At 34.6% G+C, this 24,023-nt stretch carries 21 protein-coding genes; 16 read left to right on the top strand and 5 right to left on the bottom strand.

Annotated features, from left to right (window positions below):
* Positions 1–12: 12 nt before the first annotated feature.
* From CLU83_RS14570 to CLU83_RS14555, 4 genes are all read left to right on the top strand, one after another.
* A complete protein-coding gene (locus tag CLU83_RS14570; protein WP_100432282.1) occupies positions 13–1,575 on the top strand; it encodes a RagB/SusD family nutrient uptake outer membrane protein in 1,563 nt (520 codons plus the stop codon).
* 19 nt (positions 1,576–1,594) lie between these two features.
* A complete protein-coding gene (locus CLU83_RS14565; RefSeq protein ID WP_100432281.1) occupies positions 1,595–2,737 on the top strand; it encodes a SusE domain-containing protein in 1,143 nt (380 codons plus the stop codon).
* A 161-nt stretch (positions 2,738–2,898) separates the two neighbouring features.
* Positions 2,899–3,963: a glycosyl hydrolase 53 family protein gene (locus tag CLU83_RS14560; RefSeq protein ID WP_232727120.1), complete on the top strand. Its 1,065-nt coding sequence runs from the start codon at positions 2,899–2,901 to the stop codon at positions 3,961–3,963.
* A gap of 12 nt (positions 3,964–3,975) precedes the next feature.
* Positions 3,976–6,312, top strand: coding sequence for a glycoside hydrolase family 2 TIM barrel-domain containing protein (locus tag CLU83_RS14555; protein ID WP_100432279.1), 2,337 nt, complete (start codon positions 3,976–3,978; stop codon positions 6,310–6,312).
* A gap of 21 nt (positions 6,313–6,333) precedes the next feature.
* Here CLU83_RS14555 and CLU83_RS14550 read toward each other — a convergent pair whose 3' ends face one another.
* From CLU83_RS14550 to CLU83_RS14535, 5 genes are all read right to left on the bottom strand, one after another.
* The gene (locus CLU83_RS14550; protein ID WP_369828807.1) at positions 6,334–7,338 is read right to left on the bottom strand and encodes an acyl transferase; all 1,005 of its coding nucleotides are present in this window, start codon (positions 7,336–7,338) and stop codon (positions 6,334–6,336) included.
* A 104-nt stretch (positions 7,339–7,442) separates the two neighbouring features.
* Positions 7,443–7,778 (bottom strand): T9SS type A sorting domain-containing protein, encoded by a 336-nt coding sequence (locus tag CLU83_RS14545; protein WP_100432277.1) that lies wholly within the window; start codon positions 7,776–7,778, stop codon positions 7,443–7,445.
* Positions 7,779–7,852: 74 nt separating this feature from the next.
* Positions 7,853–7,990 carry a hypothetical protein gene (locus CLU83_RS22140; protein WP_157802105.1) on the bottom strand — a complete coding sequence of 46 codons (138 nt, stop codon included), beginning with the start codon at positions 7,988–7,990 and terminating at the stop codon, positions 7,853–7,855.
* A gap of 199 nt (positions 7,991–8,189) precedes the next feature.
* Positions 8,190–9,533 carry a hypothetical protein gene (locus tag CLU83_RS14540; protein ID WP_157802104.1) on the bottom strand — a complete coding sequence of 448 codons (1,344 nt, stop codon included), beginning with the start codon at positions 9,531–9,533 and terminating at the stop codon, positions 8,190–8,192.
* A 337-nt stretch (positions 9,534–9,870) separates the two neighbouring features.
* A complete protein-coding gene (locus CLU83_RS14535; RefSeq protein WP_100432275.1) occupies positions 9,871–12,645 on the bottom strand; it encodes a TonB-dependent receptor in 2,775 nt (924 codons plus the stop codon).
* A 244-nt stretch (positions 12,646–12,889) separates the two neighbouring features.
* Here CLU83_RS14535 and CLU83_RS14530 point away from each other — a divergent pair, with 244 nt between their 5' ends.
* The 12 genes from CLU83_RS14530 to CLU83_RS14480 all read left to right on the top strand — a co-directional run bounded on the left by CLU83_RS14530 (position 12,890) and on the right by CLU83_RS14480 (position 24,004).
* Complete coding sequence (locus CLU83_RS14530) at positions 12,890–13,573, top strand: response regulator transcription factor (RefSeq protein WP_100432274.1); 684 nt, start codon at positions 12,890–12,892, stop codon at positions 13,571–13,573.
* A 195-nt stretch (positions 13,574–13,768) separates the two neighbouring features.
* A complete protein-coding gene (locus CLU83_RS14525) occupies positions 13,769–14,860 on the top strand; it encodes a cell wall metabolism sensor histidine kinase WalK (protein ID WP_100432273.1) in 1,092 nt (363 codons plus the stop codon).
* A 200-nt stretch (positions 14,861–15,060) separates the two neighbouring features.
* A complete protein-coding gene (locus CLU83_RS14520) occupies positions 15,061–16,413 on the top strand; it encodes a hypothetical protein (RefSeq protein ID WP_100432272.1) in 1,353 nt (450 codons plus the stop codon).
* Positions 16,414–16,669: 256 nt separating this feature from the next.
* Positions 16,670–17,503, top strand: coding sequence for a phosphate ABC transporter substrate-binding protein (locus CLU83_RS14515; RefSeq protein WP_100432271.1), 834 nt, complete (start codon positions 16,670–16,672; stop codon positions 17,501–17,503).
* A gap of 143 nt (positions 17,504–17,646) precedes the next feature.
* Positions 17,647–18,846: a phosphate ABC transporter permease subunit PstC gene (gene pstC, locus CLU83_RS14510; protein WP_100432270.1), complete on the top strand. Its 1,200-nt coding sequence runs from the start codon at positions 17,647–17,649 to the stop codon at positions 18,844–18,846.
* 2 nt (positions 18,847–18,848) lie between these two features.
* Positions 18,849–19,793, top strand: coding sequence for a phosphate ABC transporter permease PstA (gene pstA, locus CLU83_RS14505; protein ID WP_100432269.1), 945 nt, complete (start codon positions 18,849–18,851; stop codon positions 19,791–19,793).
* A gap of 102 nt (positions 19,794–19,895) precedes the next feature.
* The gene (gene pstB, locus CLU83_RS14500; protein WP_100432268.1) at positions 19,896–20,654 is read left to right on the top strand and encodes a phosphate ABC transporter ATP-binding protein PstB; all 759 of its coding nucleotides are present in this window, start codon (positions 19,896–19,898) and stop codon (positions 20,652–20,654) included.
* Between the two features lie 90 nt (positions 20,655–20,744).
* The gene (locus tag CLU83_RS22520; RefSeq protein ID WP_232727119.1) at positions 20,745–20,924 is read left to right on the top strand and encodes a hypothetical protein; all 180 of its coding nucleotides are present in this window, start codon (positions 20,745–20,747) and stop codon (positions 20,922–20,924) included.
* Positions 20,900–21,424 (top strand): phosphate signaling complex protein PhoU, encoded by a 525-nt coding sequence (phoU, locus tag CLU83_RS14495; protein WP_369828806.1) that lies wholly within the window; start codon positions 20,900–20,902, stop codon positions 21,422–21,424. Before CLU83_RS22520 ends, phoU begins: the two co-directional genes overlap by 25 nt.
* 505 nt (positions 21,425–21,929) lie before the next feature.
* Entirely contained in the window at positions 21,930–22,535 is a 606-nt protein-coding gene (locus CLU83_RS14490; protein WP_157802103.1) for a hypothetical protein, read from the top strand.
* A 316-nt stretch (positions 22,536–22,851) separates the two neighbouring features.
* Complete coding sequence (locus CLU83_RS22135) at positions 22,852–23,061, top strand: hypothetical protein (RefSeq protein WP_157802102.1); 210 nt, start codon at positions 22,852–22,854, stop codon at positions 23,059–23,061.
* A 514-nt stretch (positions 23,062–23,575) separates the two neighbouring features.
* On the top strand, positions 23,576–24,004 hold the full coding sequence (locus tag CLU83_RS14480; RefSeq protein WP_100432265.1) for a MarR family winged helix-turn-helix transcriptional regulator: 429 nt from the start codon (positions 23,576–23,578) through the stop codon (positions 24,002–24,004).
* Positions 24,005–24,023: the final 19 nt, after the last annotated feature.

Below are 24,023 nucleotides of genomic sequence, written 5' to 3'. Positions count from 1 at the left end.
AAAATTATAAAAATGAAAAAAAGTTTATTTAAAATCAAATATATTGGAATCCTTTTGGTGGCTTTGATGGTTACATCCTGCACAAATGATTTGGACCGATTCCCTACAAATGCATTGACCAATGATGTCCAATTTAGCACGCTTGATGGGTATAAACAAGGGCTTGTTTCTACATATATTCAATTATCGGGTGCTAATAATTTCTTCTACAGAGGTTATTGGGAATTGCAGGAAGTCTCTAGTGACGAAGCTGTAAATACCTGGGATAGCCATAAAACTACTGAGTTAGACTGGTCGGCTGATCATACTGAATCTGCCGATGTATATAAAAGTGGCTTGTACCTGATTACGCTTTGCAATAATTTTATTATCGAAGCATCGCCAGAAATGGTAAGCAAAAGAGGTTTTTCTGAAGCTGATAAAGCAGAGATTGCAAAGTACTATTCCGAAGTGCGTTTTGTTAGAGCTTATGCCTATTGGATGCTTTTGGATTTGTTTGGAAACCCTTCGTTTGCAACGGAAGCAACATTGGCCAATGGCGAAATTCCAAAACAAATAAAACAAGCCGATTTGTACCGTTTTATTGAATCGGAATTGAAAGCGATTGATGCATCTATGGCCGCTCCAAAAGCCAACGAATACGGACGTGCCGATAAAGCTGCAGTTTGGTCGCTTTTGGCTAGACTCTATCTGAATGCTGAGGTATATTCCGGCGAAGCACATTATACGGAAGCCATTACTTATAGCAAAAAAGTAATTGATGCAGGTTATTCATTAGTTTCGAATCATCAATGGCTGATGCTCGGGGATAACAATAAAAACACCAGCGAATTTATTTTCACCTTCAACTATAATAATGAATATGTAACTTCTTGGGGAACCACAAATGTTTTTGCATTAGGCGCATCAGGTGTTCCTGCAGAAATTAATGGCATGAGCGCCAGTTGGAATCTTTATCGTGTAACACCGTCTATTGTGTCTTTGTTTCCAACACACGACACAAGTGTTGATAAAAGAGCAGTGTTTTGGACAGAAAAAGATGAGGCAAAACGCACCTTGGAAGTGGTGTCGTTATCCAATTCACTAAGTGGTTATTCGATTTATAAATACCGAAATGTAGATAGAGCAGGGGTTAAAATTCCGCAAAAAAACACCTATAATAATTTGAGCGATATTGATTTTCCGGTTTTCCGTTTGCCTGAAATGTATTTGATTTATGCAGAAGCAGTTTTAAGAGGCGGAACAGGAGGAGATTTACAATTGGCGCTAAGCAATATCAACAAAATAAGAGGAAGAGCTTATGCCAATGACCCCAACAGCACTTCGGGAAATATTGCTTCAAAAGATTTGAATTTACAGTTTATTCTAGACGAAAGAGCTAGAGAAATGATGTGGGAAGGATACAGAAGAACCGATCTTATCCGCTATAAAAAATTCACTTCAGCAGATTATTTATGGGCTTGGAAAGGTGGTGTCTTGAACGGAAAAGGAGTGGACAGCAAATACAACTTGTTCCCAATTCCGGTGTCGGAAATTTTATCCAATCCTAACTTAAAACAAAACCCTGGGTATTAAAATATAAAACGAAACAAAGATGAAAAAATTAATTTATTCTATATTTCTTATTAGTAATGCGCTCTTATTTACTAGTTGTTCAGAGGAAGACAAACCAATTTTTATAGCTGATTTGGGATCAGAACAAATTGCTTTTACAAATAATTTTGCCAGCGAATATTTATTGTCGAAAGAAACAAAAAGTAATATTGCCGATCGATTTATTTGGAATGCCCCAATTTCAGGCGTAAATAGCGATTATGAAGTTCAAGCGGCAATAGATGAGTCGTTTAAAAAACCTCTTTCAATAGGAGTTTCAAAACAAACCAATATGTCGGTTTTGGTAAGCCAATTATTGGATTTAGCTGATCAATTGGGTTTAGATGAAGATCCCAAAACTACCAACAGTGCCGGAAAACCAAATAACACGGGAATTGTCTATTTTAGAGTAAAGTCTAAAATTGGTAACGGTGGCGCAGGTACTCAAGAAATTACTTCTACAGTTCAAATGATAAATATTACACTGATTGAAAAAGCGGCTACTTCAACCGCTTGCAATCCACTTTGGGTTGTTGGTGATGCAATAGAAAATGTAGGATGGAATTTTACAGCTCCCACAAATTGCGCTTCTGATGTTCAGACTGTGAAATTAGCTTTTAAGGCAGGTAAATTTCGATTGTTCTCAGCCGAGAACGATTGGGCAACCGGATTAAGCTACAAATACTATAAAGACAAAGGATACGCTATTGATGCTCGTTTTGAAAACGAAGGGTCAGGTGATTTTAATTTCGTATTTATTGGTACAGCAGGAATCTATGGATTAGTAATAGACAGCGTTAAAAAAACAATTACACTAAATCCTTCGGGTCCATTATGGGTAGTAGGTGATGCTACTCCGGGGGCTTGGAATTTTAGCGGTGGTGAAACAAAAATCACTGAAAAAACACCAGATATTTGGCAGGCAACATTTGTTTTCTCTGCTGGAGTATTTCGATTTTTTGAATCACAAGGCGTATGGGACACCAATAATAACTATAAGCATTATGCTGATTTAGGTTATACAATTGATGCCAAACTTCAAAATGACGGAAGCAACGACGCCAATTTTAAATTTGTAGGTACGCCAGGATCATACACCATAACGATTAACGCTATTGATAAAACAATCAAAATGGCTAATTAATGAAATGTTGGGGATAATGGTCTAAAAACTAATTATCCCCAATAATTCTAAATCAATAAATTTAAAGAATATCATAATTTTGGAAAGGCATTCGTTTTTTGTAAGCGTGAAGTACCAATTGTCAAAATAATAAATCTATCTGTTATTAAAGGTCTAAAAAAATGAAAAATATACCAACACAATTCCGATTCGTTTGGATAGCATTTGCAATGTTAACAGTTTTTTCTTGTAGCAATGCACAAAATGCTGACGCTGATCCAACGCCAATACCTCCGGTAGTATCCACATTTTCTAAAGGGGCAGATGTAAGCTGGCTGCCACAAATGGAAACTACAGGATACAAATTTTATGATACGGATAATTCAGAAAAAGATTGTTTGCAAATTCTGAAAGACAGGGGAATTAATACCATTCGTCTTCGTGTTTGGGTAAATCCATCCAATGACAAAGCCAGCGGACATTGCAGTCCAGCCGAAACCGTTACGATGGCTGTTCGCGCCCAAAAATTAGGAATGCGCATTATGATTGATTTTCATTACAGTGATTCGTGGGCCGATCCTGGGAAGCAAACTAAGCCCGCAGCTTGGGCAAACCATTCCTTTTCGGACTTGTTAAACGATGTGTATAACCATACTTTTGATGTGTTGACTTCCTTGAAAACGGCTGGAGTAACGCCAGAATGGGTGCAAATTGGCAATGAAATTCCTGATGGAATGTTGTGGCCAGAAGGAAAATCATCCAATTTCGGTCAGCTTGCACAGCTTTTGAACAAAGGTTATGATGCCACAAAAGCAGTGAATGCTGCCATCAAAGTAATTGTTCATATTGATAAAGGAAATGACAATGCAAGATTCAGATGGTTTTTTGATAATGCAAAAGCCAACAATGTGAAATACGACGTAATTGGAATGTCTTATTACCCGTATTGGTTGGGCAGTGATTATAAAGTTACGATTGCCGACTTGCAAAACAACCTAAACGACATGGTTTCAAGATATGGTAAAGAAGTGATGGTTGTAGAAGTTGGCGGTGATTATACTTTGGCACAAAACACCAAAGATATGTTGACGGCAGTTATAAATGCAGTAAAAGCGGTTCCAAACAACAAAGGTCTTGGCGTGATTTATTGGGAGCCAGAGGGCGAAAAAAGTTGGAGCGGTTATCAATTGAATGCTTGGCAATCAAACGGAAAACCATCGACAGCTTTAGATGCGTTTAAAAACTAATTAAAATCATTAATGAAATATATTTTTAAAAACATACTGCTTTTAGTATTGCTTTTTTCTATTGGAGATACAAAGGCACAAACCAGAACCAAAGTCAATTTTGGAATGGATTGGCAATTCAGAAAAGAAGATAAGACAAATCCAGATTGGGAAAAAATCACAATTCCGCATACGGCAAACATAGAACCTTTGGTGGTTAATAATCAGTTTCAAGGAAACTGTTGGTATCAAAAAAAGTTTCAGGTATCCAATTCAAAAGACCAGAAAGTATTTCTTTATTTTGAAGGCGTAATGCAGGAAGCCGATGTTTGGATAAACGACACCAAAGTGAGCAATCACAAAGGCGGTTATTTGCCATTTACGGTAGATGTCACTCCCTTTTTGGAATCCAATAAAGACAATATAATAAAGGTCAAGGTTAATAATGAAGACAATCCAGAGTTTCTTCCCGGGAAACCGTTAAAGGATTTGGATTTTAATTATTATGGCGGAATTTACAGGAATGTATATTTGGTTACAACCAATAAATTATACATTACCAATGCGATTCAGGCCGACAAAAAAGCCAGTGGCGGAATTTATGTAAATTTCGAAAACATCAACAAAATTAAAGCTTCAGGAGCGGTTCAAGTCCATTTAAAAAATGAATTTTCTGTCGAAAAGACCGCTTTGTTAAAATGTGTCCTGACCAATAATGAGGGAGAAAAACTGGAATTCAAGTCGGAAAAATTTACCGTAAATGCCAATTCGGACAAAGCAATTACGCAAAATATTGTCGTGGATAACCCTAAATTGTGGTCAATTTCTAAACCCAATTTATATCATCTTGAAGTTCAGTTGCTGGTAAATAACAAAATAGTTGACAGCTATTCAGAAAAAGTAGGTATTCGAAAATCCGAAATTAAAGAAGATGGCTATTATCTCAATGACGAGAAATTATATATTACAGGAACCAATGAGCATCAGGAATATCCGTATGTGGGCTATGCCATTTCAGACGAAGCGCAGTACCGTGATGCCGTAAAAATAAAAAACGCAGGATTTGATTTTGTACGAATGTCCCATTATCCACACGCCGAAGCTTTTTTGGATGCTTGTGATGAATTGGGAATTTTGGTGATGAACAGTTTAACGGGTTGGCAGTTTTTTGGCAATGAAACCTTTCAGAAAAACGCTATTCAAGACATTAGGGAAATGGCAAGAAGAGATCGCAATCATCCGAGTATTATTTTTTGGGAAGCCTCTTTGAACGAAACCCAAATGAGCGAAAGCTTTATGAAAGAAGCCTCGAAAACGTTGAGAGAAGAATTACCTTTTTCATATAATTATACCGCTTGCTGGATTGATAATCCTAATTACGACATTTTTATTCCAGCCAGACAACATGGAAAAGCACCCGATTATTGGACTAAATACAACAAAGGAAACCGAAAAATTTTCATAGCTGAATACGGCGATTGGGAATATTATGCGCAAAATGCAGGATTCAATCAAACCGAATTTGCCAATTTGAAGGAAGATGAGAGAACCTCACGACAGTTGCGTGGTTTTGGCGAAAAACGATTACTGCAGCAAGCCTATAATTTTCAGGAAGCCTCCAATTCGAATAGAAAAGGAGCACAAACCATTGGAGAAGCCAATTGGGTAATGTTCGATTACAATCGCGGATACAGCAATGATTTAGAAAGTTCTGGAATAAGCGATATTTTTAGAATACCCAAATTTGCGTACTATTTTTATCAAAGCCAACGGGATGCCACTGTGGTTTTGGATTCCAAATTAGTTTCAGGCCCAATGGTAAATATTGCCAGTTATTGGACAGAAAGTTCACCTTTGAATGTGACGGTTTACAGTAATTGCGATGAAGTGGCCTTGTATTTGAATGATGTTTTGGTTGCCAAAGAAAAACCCCTGATAAACGATAACAGCAACAAATTGCAGCATCCTCCATTTGTTTTCAAAATGGATAAGTTTATCGCAGGCACTTTGCGGGCTGAAGGATTTGTCAAAGGCGAAAAAGTAGTTTCTGATGTTGTGAAAACACCTGGAAACAGTACAAAAATAGAATTGAGTTATGATGTTTCTTCAAAGCCAATCAATCCAGATTCTCCAGATGTGGTTTTTGTTTATGCAAAAATTACAGACAGCAACGGAACGATTATCCCAACGGCAACAGACGAAGTTACTTTTGCTTTAACGGAAGGAAACGCAGCATTAATTGGAGAGAATCCAGTAAAAGCCGAAGCGGGAATTGCGACTATTGTTCTTAAAACAAAAAATTTGAAAAGCCCAATAAAGATAAAGGTTTCAGGAAGAAATTTGGAAGCCAGTTCTTTAGAAATTAAATAAGAGAGAAAGTTTGAATTGGTTTTAGATCACCATCAAATTACATCCCCGAATATCAGAATTATCAAAACGTCCCAATACTTCGAAAGTGGTATTGGGATATTTTTTGCCCAAATCCTGTGTGGCAATGAATGAGCAAGAGTTGATATTCGCCAAGTCAATAACGTTAATTCCACCGGTTTTTCCGTCGTTTATATAAGTTAAAGCATCTTCAGTGTCGCGAATGTGTATTTGCATCCAAGAAGGGCATTCAAATACGCCGTTCCCTAACGAATAAGCCTGGGATAGTAATTCGGTCATTCCGTATTCAGAATGGATGGCAGTAACGCCAAATCCATTGCAAAGCTGTTCATGCAATTCTTCCCGAATCATTTCTTTGCGTTTGCCTTTCATTCCGCCAGTTTCCATGATAATGGTGTGCTGAAGTTGGAAAGTTCTTTTTTCGATTAAATCTAATAAAGCATAGGTAACCCCAATCAGAATTACATTTTGCCCCGCTTGGTCTAAATCAACCAGTTTTTGAATTAATTCCTCATGATTGTTCAGGTAAAACCCGCTATCGCTGTTGTTGGTTAACTGTATTAAATCTTCAACCATATAAATCAATGAAGAACCTTCTCTCTCAAGATAGGAAGGAAGTAAAGCCAAGACAACATAATCCTCAATGTTTCCGTAAAATTGCGAAAAACCTTTACGATAGCTTTCTTCATAAATGGAAACATCGGTAACCAAATGTCTGCTCGTTATGGTTCCTGTTGTTCCACTACTGGTAAAAGTTGCCTGAATAGGATCGTTGTTTGAGACAACGTTATGGCTTTTGAAAAACTGAATAGGTAAAAACGGTATTTGATGCAGCGATTTTACTTTTTGCGGATTCGTTTTTAGCAAATCGCAAAACTCTTGATACACCAAATTATTTTCATATTGAAAGCGGAACACTTTTAGGGCTATTTTTTCAAATTGCTTCTGGTTCGAAATGGTAAATATGTCGCTGGCTGTAATCAAGTTTTTTTTTGAGGGCAAAGATATTATTTTTTGGACCTTTTTTAGTTTTTGATATTTATGTTTTTAAAAAGAGGGCATAAAAAAAGTTCCAAAGACTTTTGGAACTTTTATAATTTTGTTATGATGAATTATTGGACTATTAGTTTTCTGCTGCTAGTGGCGCCTTCTTCTGTTATTTTTATGATATAAATCCCTGGGGATAGATTTGAGATGTTTAGTTCTTTAGTGCTAATTATGGTTTGCAATACCTTTTTGCCTAACACATCAAAAATAATAATCTCTTTTTCTGAGTCTTTTTTTGAAGTAATGTAAACTTTACCGGTAGCCACAGGATTTGGGTACAAACTTAACCCTTCAATTGAAGAATCTTCTTGTGTTTTCGGCTGTTTATTGTCTTGTGCTAAAGCATCAGTAGTAAAAAAAATAGCCGCTAAGAGAGTAATATAAAAGTAGTTTTTTACCATCAGCTTAAGTTTGTTGTAGTAAAGATATAAAAAAGTTTAATAGAAAAAAAACATCCTAACGAATTAGGATGTTTTTAATGTTTATTTAACTCTAATTTTATTAAACTAACTCCATCAACTGTAGCCCATGCTCCAGCTGTTAATGAAATACTTGATCCAGTTATCGTTTCTGATAATACAAGTCCAGTTAAATTAGTTTCTCTTCGTCGCATGATTTCATTGTAGCAAGTAAACTAAAGATCTCAAAAATTACGCCAAAAAAACATCGTAAATTTCTAACTATTTATATTTGAATTGATTATGTATTGATTAACGCTTTAAGAGATTTTTTTTTAGCATTATACTAAACAAAAAAAATCCTTCGAAAATATTTTCGAAGGATTTAATACTAAATATTGTTTTAAGAACTTATTAAAATAGACCAGGAGCTTTAGTAGCGAAGTCGTAATTTGTCCAAGCAAAAACTGATTTATCAGCACCTGTATTAGCAGTTGCGTTGAAAACTAGTTTTTGGAAGTCACCAATTAAATAAGCTGGATACGCACCATTTAAGTTGTAGTTAGCACCAGGATTTGGACTGTCTGCTGTTGTAGTTACACCTGATAAACCTCTGAAATCGATTCCAGAATAGTTTATACTGATGTTAACATTTGCAGCAAGAGCTGATCCTGTACCATCGTTAAATTTAATTAATCCATTTACTGGGTTAGCAGCTGCTGCACCCCAAATAACTTTTGCATTTTGAATAGTAATTTTACAACCTGTACGGAAAGTAAAACCAGCACGAAGTGCATAAGCTGCACCGCTTGTAGAACCTGAATCAACACCGTTTGCGTTATACACACCTACAGAAAGGTTAGTAAATGTCGGGTTAGATAAGTTAGTTGTTACAGCTGGAGTAGAAGCAAGGTCAGCAAATCCACCGTCACCTTCCATCATACCAGAACCATTAGTGATGTCAGTAAATGCTGCTTCACGCACCTCAATAATGTTTTTAGCAGTACCAGTCCAACCTAAACACCAGTCAAACGTGTCATCAGCAGAGTTTACAACAAGTGCATTTTCAACATTTACACGACCTCCGAAGAATTCGATATTATCGTCAGAACCATCGTGTAAGAAAAGGTTTTTAAGAATAGTTCCTGTACCTTGTGCATAAAGAGAAAGGTTGTTACCTTCTTTTGTAGCGTTAACACGAGCACCAGCATAAGCAATTTCTACATACTCTAAATGTCCTGATGAATCAGCATCATCATTACCGCCGTAAAGCTCGTCTCCTAGTTCTGTTGTTTGTGTGAATGACCCGTCACGTGTTCCTGTAGCTGCATTTACAAGTGTTGCTTTTCCACAAAGGAAAACACCCATCCAGTCACCTGGTTTTTTGTTTGCAGAAGTGAAAACGATTGGAGCAGCAACAGTACCTACAGCATTAATTTTACCTCCACGTAATACTTCTACAGATATACTTGTTGCAGCAGTTCCTGCAGTAGCAGTTGCAATAAATTTAGCACCTGGGCTAACCGTTAGTGTTGCACCATCAACTACAATTAAACGACCTGTTAATGTATAGTTTCCAGCAGGTAATATAATATCTGCATTTATTTTTCCTTTTAGGTTTGATACATCATAATCAGGATCTTTTAGTGATGATATGTAACCGTCTTTTGTTTCAGTATTAGTATCAGAACTATTGTCGTCGCTACTACAAGAAGCTACCATTGATGCTGCAATAGCAAGCATAAGAAATTTTTTCATTTTTTTCATTTTTTGATTTTTGAATCGTTTTTTAAATCCTTTGCAAATATATTTACCCAATGTTATTAAGAAGTTAAAGGCTGGTTATGATATTGTAATTTTTATATAGCTTCAATAAACTCCGTTGTTTGTATAGATTTTTTTTAATTAATAAACTATTAGCTTCGACAAATTATGTATGTATTTTAGTTCAATTTAAATTAGGATTAAGATTTTTTTTTAAAATTCAAATTTGTTTACGAAATCTAATATTGAAATTATTTTCCTTACTCTAGGTTGTCTTTTTTTATCTGTAAAACAGCGATTAGTTATTTAAATTGATTTTTTGATTTAAAAATTATAATTGCCAGTTAAGTCCCATCGAAATAATTGCTCCTTTGCGATAGCTACTGATTAGTACATCTTGAGTTAAGCCAGTTAGGTTAGATGTAGCTTGTTGGGTAAGTCTGAATTTTGGATTAAGTATGTTGCGAGCGCCAAGGCTTAAGGTCATCTTGCTTTTTTTAAATTCAAAGCGGTTAATGAAATCCAACGTTGGAACTGATCTTTCAATAAGATTTTCACGACCTGTTGTTCCTACTGAATATACTTTATCATAGAAATAATTAAATACCAGGGTAGATAAAAAGGTAGTGTTTTCTGAATCTGTGCTAAAGCTAATGTCTGAGTTTACTAGTAATGGTGCAGCTCCTTGCATTTTACCTGTATTATGGGTAAAAGTGGCAGATACAAGACCTGTTGTTACATCCGTTTGATCTTCTTTACTATATAAATATGAAGCATTTAATCCGAAATTGAATTCGTTTTTATGTTTTTCACTTTCAATACTATATAATGTTTTACGTACTTCAATTTCAGCACCTGCAACATAAGCTTTGTTGGTGTTAACATAAGAATAATCAAGTCCGGGTGTATTCATAATCATTCTTAAGATTGGATCCTGGATAAATTTGTAGTAAGCTCCTACCGAAATAATTTCTTTTTTAGATAGGTAGTAGTCATATTTAATATCTCCATTATATACTGTAGAAGGAGTTAAATAAGGGTTTCCACGTTCGTTAAAGTTTACATCGCTGTACAGGAAGTTTGCCATTTCTTTAAACTGTGGCATTGTGTATGTTTTACTTGCAGAAATACGTATTGCATTTTTCTCGTTAAAACTGTATTTTAGGTTTGCACTTGGTAATACATAATTTTTATCGATAATTGATGGTGCTGTAGTTAGATCTGTTACTGTACTGGTAATGTTGGTGTCCCAGTTAATTGTTTGTTTTATATTTTCGTTTCTTAAACCAAACTGCAAGGTAAGTTTTTCGTTAACAGGGTAAACTACCTGCGCGTAACCTGCTGCGATATTACGATTACCAATGTAATACATTGGGTTTAAGTTAGAATTGTTCCATAAAGTAATAAGATTGAATGTACCAGCATTAAGGTTTGCTTGATTCAGTACTGCATCTGGATTGTTAGGATCGATAGCTAACCCACCTTGTTGGAAATCTATTTCAGTAAAATTGAAGGTACGGTCTGTTTTTCTATAATTCCCACCAAAGACAATTTGTATTTGTTTATCTGCATTTGGATTAATTGTGTAAACTGCTTCTGCGTTTGCACCAAAGTCATTTTCGTCTAATGTAGAAAAATAACGATTGTTGTCTCCAGGTGAATTTGAACTTAGAATGTAGTTTCCAGATGTGTTCATTGCGTATGCATTTGTTTTTCGGTCTGGTTCTGTTCCGCGAACAGTACTGTAAACCGCTCCTGCATTAATGCTGATTTTATCGTTAAATTTATATTCTGACAATAATTGGTTAGAAAGCAGGTTGTTGTTGTTGTTTTGCTGACGTACTATTAGTGAGTTTTCAGCAGATTCAGCCCCAAGATTATCATTGATGTCTTTATGATATCCTAAATATTTTCCAACATATTGTGAATTATTATGTATGAAGAGTGAATTTGCAGAAATATATCCTTTTTTATACTTATATTTTACATTTCCAAGTATTGTTTGCGTGGTTTTGTAATCAGCACGCTCCATGTTCATTCTTTGTTGGTAATCACCTGTATTTGTAGCTTGCCCTACGAAACCTGTTTTGTAAGTATAGTCATTCGTGTTGCTTGCTACTCCAAAAAGCGAAAGTGTATTATTGTTTTTTCCCACATTGAATTTTCCGCCTGCAACAATGTTAAAGTTTTCGTTAATTGGTGTTGAAACACTGTTTGTTTTCAAACTTGAATTAAATGTGTATCGAGTTAAATCAGTAATTGGAAGGTTTCTTCCGTTTTCAAGAAATCCAAAATAGTTGTATGCTCCATCGGCTACAGAAAAGGTTTTCGCCGAAGTAGCGTTAGTGTTAAATCCCCCACCAGCAGAAACAATTAGTAATTTTGATTCATTTAATTCTTTTGAAGAAATATCAATATTTGCTCCAGAATTATCACCACTTAGATTAGCTCCAAATGTTTTGTTGATGTTGATGTTTTTAATGATGTTTGATTGAAAGAAATCCAAAGAAATATTTTTGTATAAAGGATCTTCAGACGGAAGCGGTAAACCGTTTAGGGAAGTTGAATTATAACGATCACCTAGTCCACGCACAAAAACGTTATTTACTCCTTCAGATTTTGCTACACCTGAAGTTTTTACAACTGCTGCAGCTGCATCAGAAACTCCTTTTCTTGATAGCTCTTGAGCGCCAATAACTTGTTTCATTTCAATTGCATTTTTTTGTTCCAATAATAAAGCCGTTTCTTTTTCTCTTCCGCCACCATTAGATTTGATGACTACGTCTTTCAGTTTATAGCTTCCGGATCCCAAAGAGCTGTTCGCTGTGACAGTTTCGTTAGCGGTTACAGTTACAGGAATTTCTACAGATTCATAGCCCAAAAAGCTAAATTGAATAGTGTAATTTCCTGGAGCGGCTGAAATAGAATATTTTCCGTCAATATCAGTATTAGCACCGATTTTTGTTCCTTTTATTAGAACATTGGCAAATGGCAATGGCTGATTATTGGAGTCTTTGTCTAATAAAACACCTGTTATAGTTCCGGTATTTTGTGCGAAACCTATAACACAAATAAATAGTGTAAAGAATAGAAATTTTAATTTCATTTTAAGTAGTATTTAATTTTCTGCAAATAAATGGCAGGATTCTAGTCTTTGTGTTAACATGAGGTTATCAATGAATGTCATAATTATTATGAAATTGTTATCATATTAAATTATAGTTAAGTCCGCTTTTTTTGGCATTGATACTAAGTGGTTTATTAGTACTTTTACATTGCAATAAAAAGTCTTTGTATGTTACTGATTTGTAAATACAATTGAAAAACTTAATTTTTGCCATTAAATAAATATGAAGAAAAGAAACACCAAGATCCTTCTGGTTGATGATGAACCGGATATTTTAGAAATTGTAAGCTATAATTTAGCGCAGGAGGGATACCAAATTGTTACGGCCGCTAATGGTAAAGAAGCTATCGAAAAAGCCAAAAAAGAATTGCCAAGCCTTATTATAATGGATGTCATGATGCCCGAAATGGACGGAATGGAAGCCTGTGAGCATATCAGAAAAATTCCTGAACTGAATAATGTCATCATTACTTTTTTAACAGCAAGAAGCGAGGATTATTCTCAAGTAGCTGGTTTTGATGCTGGTGCTGATGATTATATTACTAAGCCAATAAAACCAAAACTGCTGGTTATTAAGGTAAAAGCTCTTTTAAGAAGATTAAAAGAACAGGATCAAAATGCCGAAACACTTAATGTGGGAGGTATAGAAATTAACCGTGAAGAGTATAAAATCGTAAAGGATAACCTTGAAATTGCGTTGCCAAGAAAGGAATTTGAGCTGTTTTATCTTTTGGCTTCCAAGCCGGGTAAAGTTTTCAAGCGGGAAGAAATCTTAGACAAAGTTTGGGGTAATGATGTTGTCGTTGGCGGCAGGACTATTGATGTTCACATCCGAAAACTTCGTGAAAAAATAGGCGACGATCTTTTCAAAACCATAAAAGGAGTAGGGTATAAGTTTGAAGTTTAAATTTTTAGATGCTAAGTTTTTAAAAACTGCTTAAAAATTAATAAGCCTCAAAATTGAGAATTAATATACTATTGTTTAGGAAAGACTATAAAACTATTTTTTAACTTTGAATCTTCGTCTTTGAATTTTAAATATTTCTGAAATCAAAGTTTCAATTCTTTTCAAACAACCCATAATGCGCGCACTAAATCAATAATGAAAATCAATTTCAAAAAAAGCTACAAGTTTGCTATAAAATCGGCTTTATATATCAGTTTATTTGTGTCGGGGTTTTGCATGATTTTTTCTGTAATACTGTTCAAATCCTCTTTCTCGAGCATGTTGCTGTTTGGTTTTATCAGCCTTTTTTTTGTTTATGTATTTACATTTTTTGTTTTGCAATACCGAGTGGAGCGGTTTATTTACCGAAGAGTAAAGAAAATTTACGATGACGTCTCCTTATTAGAGTCAAGTACCTTTATCAATCAGCCCATTACAACTGATATGGAAACATTAACTCGGGAAGTAAAGAAATTTGCTACCGACAAAAAGCTGGAAATCGAAATGCTTCAAATACGCGAAGTGTATCGAAGAGAGTTTTTAGGAAACGTTTCGCATGAGCTTAAAACACCATTATTTACCGTTCAAGGTTATCTGTCAACACTTATTGATGGCGCTATGGATGATAAATCCATTCGTAAAAAATACCTGAAAAGAGCCGAAAAAGGAGTAGAGCGATTAATTTATATAGTGGAAGATCTGGATATGATTACCAAATTAGAATCTGGGGATTTAAATCTTGATTTTACAAAATTTGATATTGTGAAATTAATTCAAAATGTTTTCGATTTACTGGAAATGAAAGCCGATAAAAAGAATGTTACCTTGGCATTTGAAAATGATAATATTCAGCCCATTTTTGTAAATGGTGATAAAGACAAAATTCAGCAAGTGGTTGAGAATTTAATTGTGAATTCAATAAAATACGGAAAAGAAGGTGGTTTGACCGAAGTTTCTATTGTTAATTTAACCAATAAAAAAGTTTTGGTACGCATTTCTGATAATGGCGAAGGGATAGAAGCACATAACATACCGCGCCTTTTTGAAAGGTTTTACAGAGTAGATAAAAGCGGTTCGAGAACCGAAGGAGGTTCAGGATTAGGGCTTTCTATAGTGAAGCATATTATCGAAGCTCATAAAGAAAAAATATATGTCGAAAGTGAGTTTGGAATAGGATCTGATTTTTCTTTTACCTTAGAAAAGACTTACATTACAGATCAATTTGGCTTAAAAAAGAAATTAAATTAAAGATTTGGTAACGTTTAAAGTAAATTTAAAATAAAATATAAAAAACTGATTTTCAAGCAAATAACTTTTATTTTTTAATTAAAATTTCTCCATAAAAAGCGCATTAACATTAAATTATCATCTAAATAACATTGTGTTAACTTTAACTTAACATTGCAGTATCACCTTTGCTGCAAAATTAACATTCTTATCAGAAAGAAATGAAAAAAGTTATAGTTGCATTAATGTTGTCTGGTTTTGGTATAGCTAATGCGCAAGAAGTTGAAAATGATTCTATTAAACCCATCAGCTCCATTAGTCTTGACTCATTGCAGCAGTCTATTAATGAACATCAATTAAAATTTGATGCTTTAAATGAGCAGTTATCTCCATTGCAGGAGCAAGTAGATAAAATGTCCAAATTGAAAATATCAGGATATATGCAGGTACAGTTTGATATGTATAATTATCAGGATGTACCAACCTCTACAGGTCTTTTTCAATTTAAACCTGGAACATCTGAAACAAGTGTACCATTATCAACCAATACAGTTGATGTAAATAATTCATTTGTTATTAGAAGAGCCAGAGTTAAATTCACCTATCAGCCTATTGAAGGTGTGACATTTGTTTTGCAGCCTAACTTTACTTTCAGCGCAGTAACACTCAAAGATGCGTATGTTCAATTGAATGATACATGGATCAATACGTTTCAATTATGGGTTGGACAGTTTAACCGCCCGGATTACGAAGTTGAGTTTTCTTCAAGAGACAGAATTCTATTGGAAAGAAGCAGAATGTCGGGTATTTTGTATCCGCAGGAAAGAGATTTGGGAGCAAAAGTTGAAGCTAATTTCATTACTCAATATGAAATTCCCTTAAAAATTCAAATCGCCGCATTCAATGGAAACTTTGGTGAGGGTCCTATTGCTAATCAAGTTGCCGATGTTGACAGCGAAAAAGATTTTGTTGCAAGAGCGACATATTCGTTGAAATTCCCTAATACAGGTTTAGGAATTGATTTTGGAGGAAGTGCTTTTTATGGTAAAAATACTGTTTTTGCAGCTGGTACTTACAGTGATACTGATAATAAACCGTTTCAAGCTGCTGTTGGAGACAAATTAAGAAAACAATGGTTTGGTGGCGAACTTCAATTGTACTATGATATTCTGGGCGGTATTGCTTTGAAGTCAGAGTTTAATACGGGGATTATTTCTGGTACTGCAGGAAGTGCTATTATTAACAATAATCCTTCTTTTAATTTTAGCGGAGAAAGAGATTTTATTGGTTATTATGTGACATTAGAGAAAAACTTTGGAACAAAATTTCAAGGAGGAATCCGTTACGATTCATTCGATCCAAATAAAAAATTGTCTGGAAATGATGTGACTGTTGCAAATGATTTAAGAGTTCAAACTTGGGGATTTGCATTTCATTACTTTTTTACGACCAATACAAAAATAGGTTTAGGATATACAATGCCAATTAATGAAACGAGTACTGCAATTGGAGGAATATATAATGATGATATTCGAAATAATACAGCAACTTTGAGATTTCAGGTTAATTTCTAAAATGATTTCATTGAAAATATTTATACAAAAGAGGCTATTTTACAATTCGTGAAATAGCCTCTTTTGGTTTTTATAGGCATGATTTTTTTATATCATTGATATTCAGTACTAATAAACTTTCAATAGTTAAGCTACTTTTTATTTATTGTAAAATTATTGTAAAAAGAATGAAATGGTAAAGATTGAATAATGCTTACTTAACATAGACTTAACGTAGCGGTTTTACTTTTGTACCAAAATAAAAAAGACACTTAAAATGAATACAACTAAATTTAAAATAGCAGTTCTTTTAATAGCGGTAATGACTATTGGATTTTCATTCACTACTATAAATAAGGTAACAGTTAAAGGTTCTGATACGATGGTTATTTTGTCTCAAAAATGGGCCGAAGTATATATGAAGAAAAACCCAGGAGCTTCTATTCAGGTAACAGGAGGAGGATCTGGAGTAGGTTTGGCAGCATTAATCAACGGATCGACGGATATCGCTAATTCCAGCCGTCCTATCAAAGCATCTGAAATTGAAAAATTAAAAGCGAGATACAATTCAATGGGAGTTGAAATTCCTTGTGCCAAAGACGGTTTGTCTGTTTATTTGAATAAAGCAAATCCGGTTACATCCCTTACATTGAAACAGATTGGCCAAATTTTCGCAGGTAAAATTACTAACTGGAATGAAGTTGGCGGTCCTGATGCTCCAATCAAATTGTATGGCAGAGAAAGCAGTTCGGGAACTTTTGGTTTCTTTAAGGACAATGTGGTTAGAACTGATTTTTCTCCATCTTGTCAAACGTTGCCAGGAACTGCCGCTATTGTAAATGCTGTTAAAAAAGATAAATTTTCTATTGGATACGGTGGTGCTGCTTATGCTGAAGGAGTAAAAGATTGTGCTGTTAAGAAAGATGACAAAAGCCCAGGCATTTTGCCAACTGCAGCAACAATTAAAAATCATACTTACCCAATTTCTAGATATTTGTATATGTATTTGAAATCAAAACCAACAGGAGAAGCTAAAGCTTTTATCGACTGGATTTTGAGTTCTGAAGGTCAGACTCTTATTGCTGAGGTTGGATATTATCCGTTAAAATAATAATAGTAAAAGATCCCTCATTTTATATATATTGAAGTGAGGGATATTTATGTCTGCCAAATACGAAATGAGCGTAACCGTAAATTGCCCGTAAACAAAATAAAAGCAGACAGTGTCTACATATGAATTCCTAAATAAATAAAATGGATTCCAAATTATTTCCAAAAACAAAGACTTTTACGGAAGAAAGCCTAAAGAAACAATTCAGGATTTCTGAGTTTCTTGCTGAAAAGATTATTTCATCAGTTGCGTTTTTATCCATAGCAGTTATCTTTTTAATTTTCATTTTTGTCTTTAAAGAATCATTGCCATTATTTAGTTCTGGAGCAGATTCTAAAGCATTAACTGAGGCTGAAGCTAAAACTAACAAACCAGAATCTTACGGAGCTACTGCTGAAGAGCTGAAGCCGGAAACGTATGGCGCAGAAACTGAAGAGTTAAAGCCAGAAACCTATGGTTCAGAATCTGTTTCCAATGATGATTTGAAACCTGAATCGTATGGTGATGCCCCAAAAGAAGATTTAACAGTTCCGTCAACTGATGAAACAATGGATGCTGTTTCTCAAAATCAGGAGGGTGAAGATAAAACATGGAGTACATTTTTTACTACGGAATGGGTTCCAGTATCCGATAATCCTCGATTCGGGTTGTTAGGGCTGTTAATCGGAACTTTGAAAGTGACTATTATTGCTATGCTTATCGCTGGTCCGTTGGCAGTTTTAGCGGCCTTATACACTTCCTGTTTTGCATCAAAAAGAGTTAAAGAAATAATTAAGCCTGTTATCGAAATGCTTGCTGCTTTTCCATCAGTAGTTATTGGTTTTTTTGCTCTGATGGTATTGGCCAGTTTCTTCCAGGATGTTTTTGGATATGATTCCAGGCTGAATGCTTTTATTGGCGGAGTAGCCATGGCTTTGGCAGCAATTCCAATTATTTATACAATTTCGGAAGATGCATTGGCGGCTGTGCCAAAAACATATACCGAAGCAAGTTTGGCTTTAGGAGCCAGTAAATGGCAAACTGCTTTTTTTGTGATCTTGCCAGCGGCAACACCAGGTATTTTTGCAGCACTGTTATTAGGAATCGGAAGAGTTTTTGGAGAAACCATGATTGCTTTGATGGCAACTGGAAATGCGGCTTTAGTATCTGCCAATCCTTTTGAAAGCGTGCGTACGTTTGCAGCGACTATTGGTTCTGAAATGGCAGAAACTGTTTTTGGAGAAACTCATTACAGTGTTTTGTTCTTTATTGGCTCTTTGCTTTTCATTTTCTCTTTTGCATTAAATGCGGTGGCTGAGTTTTATGTTAAAGGTAAATTATTGAAAAAATTCCAAGGTAAATAATTATGGATACAGTTATAAATCAAACAGAAAATCATTTTTTTTCCAGTAAAAAAAGAGGTTCGGAAGCAAAAGGTAAATTTTTCATTGGGTTGACCCAATTGGCTGTAATCCTTATCATTGCTATTCTTTTTATTATTTTGGGAATTATTGTATATCAGGGGCGAAGTAAATTTTCTTGGGAATTTATTTCTTCTTTTCCTACTAACGGAATGACAGAAGGCGGAATTTTCCCAGCCATAATCGGAACTTTTATTTTAGTAATCGTAATGTCAATTGCAGCGGTTCCTTTTGGTACAATAACAGCTCTTTATTTAACGGAATATGCTGGTGAAAACTCTAAATTTGCTGCAGCGGTTCGATTCTCTGTTCGTACTTTGGCTGTTGTTCCTTCTATTATTTTTGGTCTTTTTGGTCTTGGTTTTTTTATACAGTTTATTGGAGCTGGCGCTGATACCGTTCTCAACGATGGTCAATTGCGCTGGGGACAGCCTAATATTCTTTGGGCAAGTTTAACGATGTCTTTATTGACATTGCCTGTTATTATTGTTTCTGTCGAAGAAGCTTTGAAAACAATTCCAAGAGAATTGAGAGAAGCAAGTTTGGCACTTGGCGCAACTAAATGGCAGACTATCCGCAAAGTGATTCTGCCGGAATCAGTATCTGGAATTATGACCGGAACTATTCTTGCAGTAAGCAGGGGAGCTGGCGAAGTTGCACCAATTCTGTTTACAGGAGCTGCTTATTATTTGGCTACATTGCCAGGTTCTTTGAGTGATCAGTTTATGAATTTGGGATACCATATTTATATTATGTCCACCCAATCTTCTGATGTGGAGAAAACAATGCCGATACAGTTTGCTACAACATTAGTACTGTTAATCTTGACATTATCATTAAATGTAGTAGCAGTAATCATTAGAGCAAGAATCAGAAGAAAAGCAAAATAAGTATTAAGTATTAAGAAGTTGATGTTTTGAAAGGTATTATTTAAGAATAAAAAAATAAATTTTTATTCTTTTTAACGACAGTAGACTTAACCTATAAAAAATATGAAAGACATAAAAATAAAAGTTAATGATTTGTCACTATATTATGGTGAAAAAAAGGCACTGAATGAAATCACAATGGAAATTCCAGCCAATAAAGTGACAGCTCTGATTGGACCTTCAGGTTGCGGGAAATCAACTTTTTTGAGATGCATTAACAGAATGAATGACTTGATTCCGAGTGTTTCTATTACAGGAGAGATGCTTGTAGAAGGTGTTGACATTTATAATAAAAATGTTGATGTAGTTAATATTCGAAAAAAGATTGGAATGGTTTTTCAAAAATCGAATCCTTTTCCAAAATCCATTTATGAAAATATTGCCTATGGTCCCCGCATCAACGGAATAAAAGATAAAACGCAATTGGACGAAATTGTGGAAACTTCTTTGCGCCAAGCTGCTATTTGGGATGAGCTGAAAGACCGTTTGGACGATTCTGCGCTTGGGCTTTCGGGTGGACAGCAGCAGCGTTTGTGTATCGGAAGAACATTGGCGGTAAGCCCGGATATTATTTTAATGGATGAGCCAGCCAGTGCATTAGATCCTATTTCTACTTCGAAAATTGAGGAATTAATACATCAGTTAAAAGAGCAGTATACGATAATCATTGTCACTCACAATATGCAGCAAGCGGCTAGAACGAGTGACCAGACTGCTTTCTTTTATATGGGGAATTTAATAGAAATGGGTAAAACAAATTCTATATTTACAAATCCTGTCCAAAAACAAACTGAAGATTATATAACGGGAAGATTTGGATAAAAAGTGATTATTAAAAGATTTAAAGATTGAAAAATTTCATAATTCTTGAATCTTTTAATTTTTAAATCATTAAATTTTAAATAAAAAAAGATGGCAACACATTTCGAAATAGAATTAGAAAAATTAAAAGGCATTATTGAAAAAATTGGACACTTGGCCGAGGGTCAGGTAAGCGAAGCCATTAAAATACTTTTGCAGGAGCCAGAAACGGCTGAGCAGAAAATTATAAAAAAACGGAAAGTAGAATTGATAAACTGGATGTCAAGATAGACGAAATCTGTCAAAGGATTTTTGCTTTGCAGCAACCAGTAGCTTCCGATTTGCGTTTTATTATGTCGGCAATGCAAATTAGCAATGAGATTGAACGCATAGGCGATTTATCTGTCAGCATTGTAAAGAAAGCCAAAAACATAAAGGAAAAACACGATTTGGTCGTAAAGTTCAATATTGCTGCTATTTCTAAATTAGTTGAATTGATTACGGTTAAGACCAACCATTGTTTCATAACCCGTGAGGAAAGCACAATTGGTGAAATATTTGTTTTGAACAAAGAAATTAAAAATAAAACCGATGAAGCTGTTCATGATATTATCAACGAAATGAAAGTGAACTCCAAAGCAGTGGTTTCGGGAACGAATCTTGTTATTGTTTTAAAGCATTTAGAACGTATTTCTGAACATTGCACTAATATAGCCGAGTATGTTTATTTTATGGTCAATGCCAAAATTATTAAGCATGATAAAATGGATGATATACTGCCTAAGGAATAATTTTTCTTTAAGAATTCGAAACTCATAGATTGCAAGAAGTCGGAACTGATAAACGGTTCTGGCTTTTTTTATTGGTTTTAAATACGGTGTACTTTGTGTCTCAGCTCCTTTGCGTGGAATTGGACTCGCAAAGGCGTATGCAAAAAAACAGAATGATAAAGCCTGTGAAGTTATCTAACAAACTGAGTTCGATTTGCTGTTCAGGGCTTTTTTCCTTCGAATGCCCCATTTTGCAGGGAGGAACATAAAAACAGTAAAAGCATGCGGAATTTTCATTTTGTAGGTTTGTGACTATTATTTCCTATATTTGAAAAAAAGGTATAAAGAGGCGTCCGTCAGACTTATCCACCCAAATGAGGGTTGATGAGTCTAGTTTTGTCAGACCTATATACAAGTTGGCAGTCATATTATGAGAAACCTAAACAAAACGATATTTGTCTTATTAATAATTTTCTTTGCAAGTTGCGAAAAGAAAGTTACAGAAATAGAATTTGAGAAAAATGTAATGACAGAAATTTTTCCAAGTTTGATTGATTCAACTTGTATTGATATTAGATTAATGACAAATTTTCCGCCAAAATATGGAGAATCGATATACGATAAAACAGGACACTACATTGGAGTTGATTCTACAAAAGCAACTAAAGAAGAAAAATTAAAATTATTAGAATGGAAAAAAAGAACTTTAGAAATAAAGAACGATACGTCCAAAATTATCATTGCTTTTGATCCAAAAATAAAAAATAGTAGAGAAGATTTAAAGAATGATTTTGAAAAACATTTTCCAAATTCTAAGCTTTTTATCCCAAAAGAAAATGAAACTGAATATATTTTAGATTTTAAAAATATCAAACTGAATAATAATTTTGAAATTAAAAACGTATCTCAATTTCCAAAAGATAGAGGTGTAATTTGGGAAACTAAATACAACTTTTTATTTTCTGGGGTTGTTTACTTTTCAAGAATACAATTTGACAAACAAAAAACATTTGGAATTCTTGATGCTGGATTTTATTGCGGAAGACTTTGCAGACAAGGATTCAGAATCTTTATTAAGAAAGTAAATAACAAATGGATAATTGACAAAACAGAAGGAACTTGGATTTCGTAAAAATACGACTGCCAACACACGCTACAAGCAAGCTGGGCATTTGGCTTAATTTAAAATTGGTCTTGTATTTGGAAGATTTGGCAAATCCTAAAATAGGGATTAATTTAGTCCCAAACTGCTTGTAGCGCGAGAGCGTCAGGCTGTGAAAAAACTACTTTAAATTTAGAAAGTATTCGGAGGGTTGCCAAAGAAAAATCTCAAATATGAGATTCTCAAGAGGCTGATTTTAGTTTTTTCACAGACTGACGTTAGCGGTCATTGTGGTGAGACACTTAATCATTTACAACCTGACAAAAATATTCAAACAAAAAAACTTATGACAACAACAGAAAAAATAGAGCGAGTAATAACAAATTTTGTAAAAGGTGGCGACAACAGTGATTTAGTTCTATTAGACAAAGTATTACATAATGATTTCAGAGTCACAAATAATGGGTTTATGGGGTCTTCAGGCATTACAATAATTGACAAAAAAAATATTTATCAAACATCAAAGAGGGCATTTTTGGTGGACTGCGAAGAATAATGAAAATTGAAAGCATTGACGATTGTGAAACTATCGCAATGGTCAAACTGCGTTTAGAGAGTTCCGAGAATTATTTCGTATCGTTTAACTCGTTGGTGTTAGACATTGACAACGAATGGAAGCTTATCAATAATCTTGCAGTTGTAGAGGCTAAGAAATGAAGAAACAAGTATAACGTCAGCAAAAACAACGAACCGCTAACAATGCATTGCCAAAAAACGGGGCAAGACCAGCAAACATCAGCTGTAGTTCACTATCAACTTTGGTTTGGGGATAGACCTCTCCAATTGAGCTTTAGTCTTAATTCTAAATTTTCGTTCTCAATTTAATCTCATTGGTAGGGCAGAACCAGCAACGAACTCCTTGTACTTCGCCAATGCAAAATGTTAGTGGTAACTGCATAGCGTCACCCAAACTGATACAATCCAACTTAAAAATCTTGACAAAAAAATAATCTGATAAACTTTTTTAAATTTAGTTAGCCGGCTAACTAAATTTATTTATCTTTGCCCCTATGAAATCAAAAAGCCAACAAAATTCAATCAGCCAACTGCTTGTTCAGATATGCAAACATCGCAGAAACAAAAGTAATATTTTGTTAGCCGAAGCAAACATTCACGGAGGGCAAGACATTCTTTTGTATTACCTAAGTATTGAAGACGGACAAACAGTTTCTGCATTGGTAGAGAAAATGTGTATTCAGCATGCGACCATTTCTAACATGATTAACCGTATGGAAGCAAATGGAATGATAAAAAAAGAAAAAGATGCTAATGACAAAAGAACATCAAGAGTGTATCTAACAAAAAAAGGAACGGACGCTTACAAGCACATTGCAGAAATTTGGAAAACAATGGAAACTATTGTAACAAAGGGATTAACAGACACACAAGAAAATTCTTTACGAATATTATTAGAAAAGGTGCTTAAAAATTTGAGTTAAAAAAAATTACACAAATACT

Source organism: Flavobacterium sp. 1 (genome assembly GCF_002797935.1).
Classification (GTDB): domain Bacteria; phylum Bacteroidota; class Bacteroidia; order Flavobacteriales; family Flavobacteriaceae; genus Flavobacterium.
This window is presented reverse-complemented; position numbering and strand designations above follow the sequence as displayed.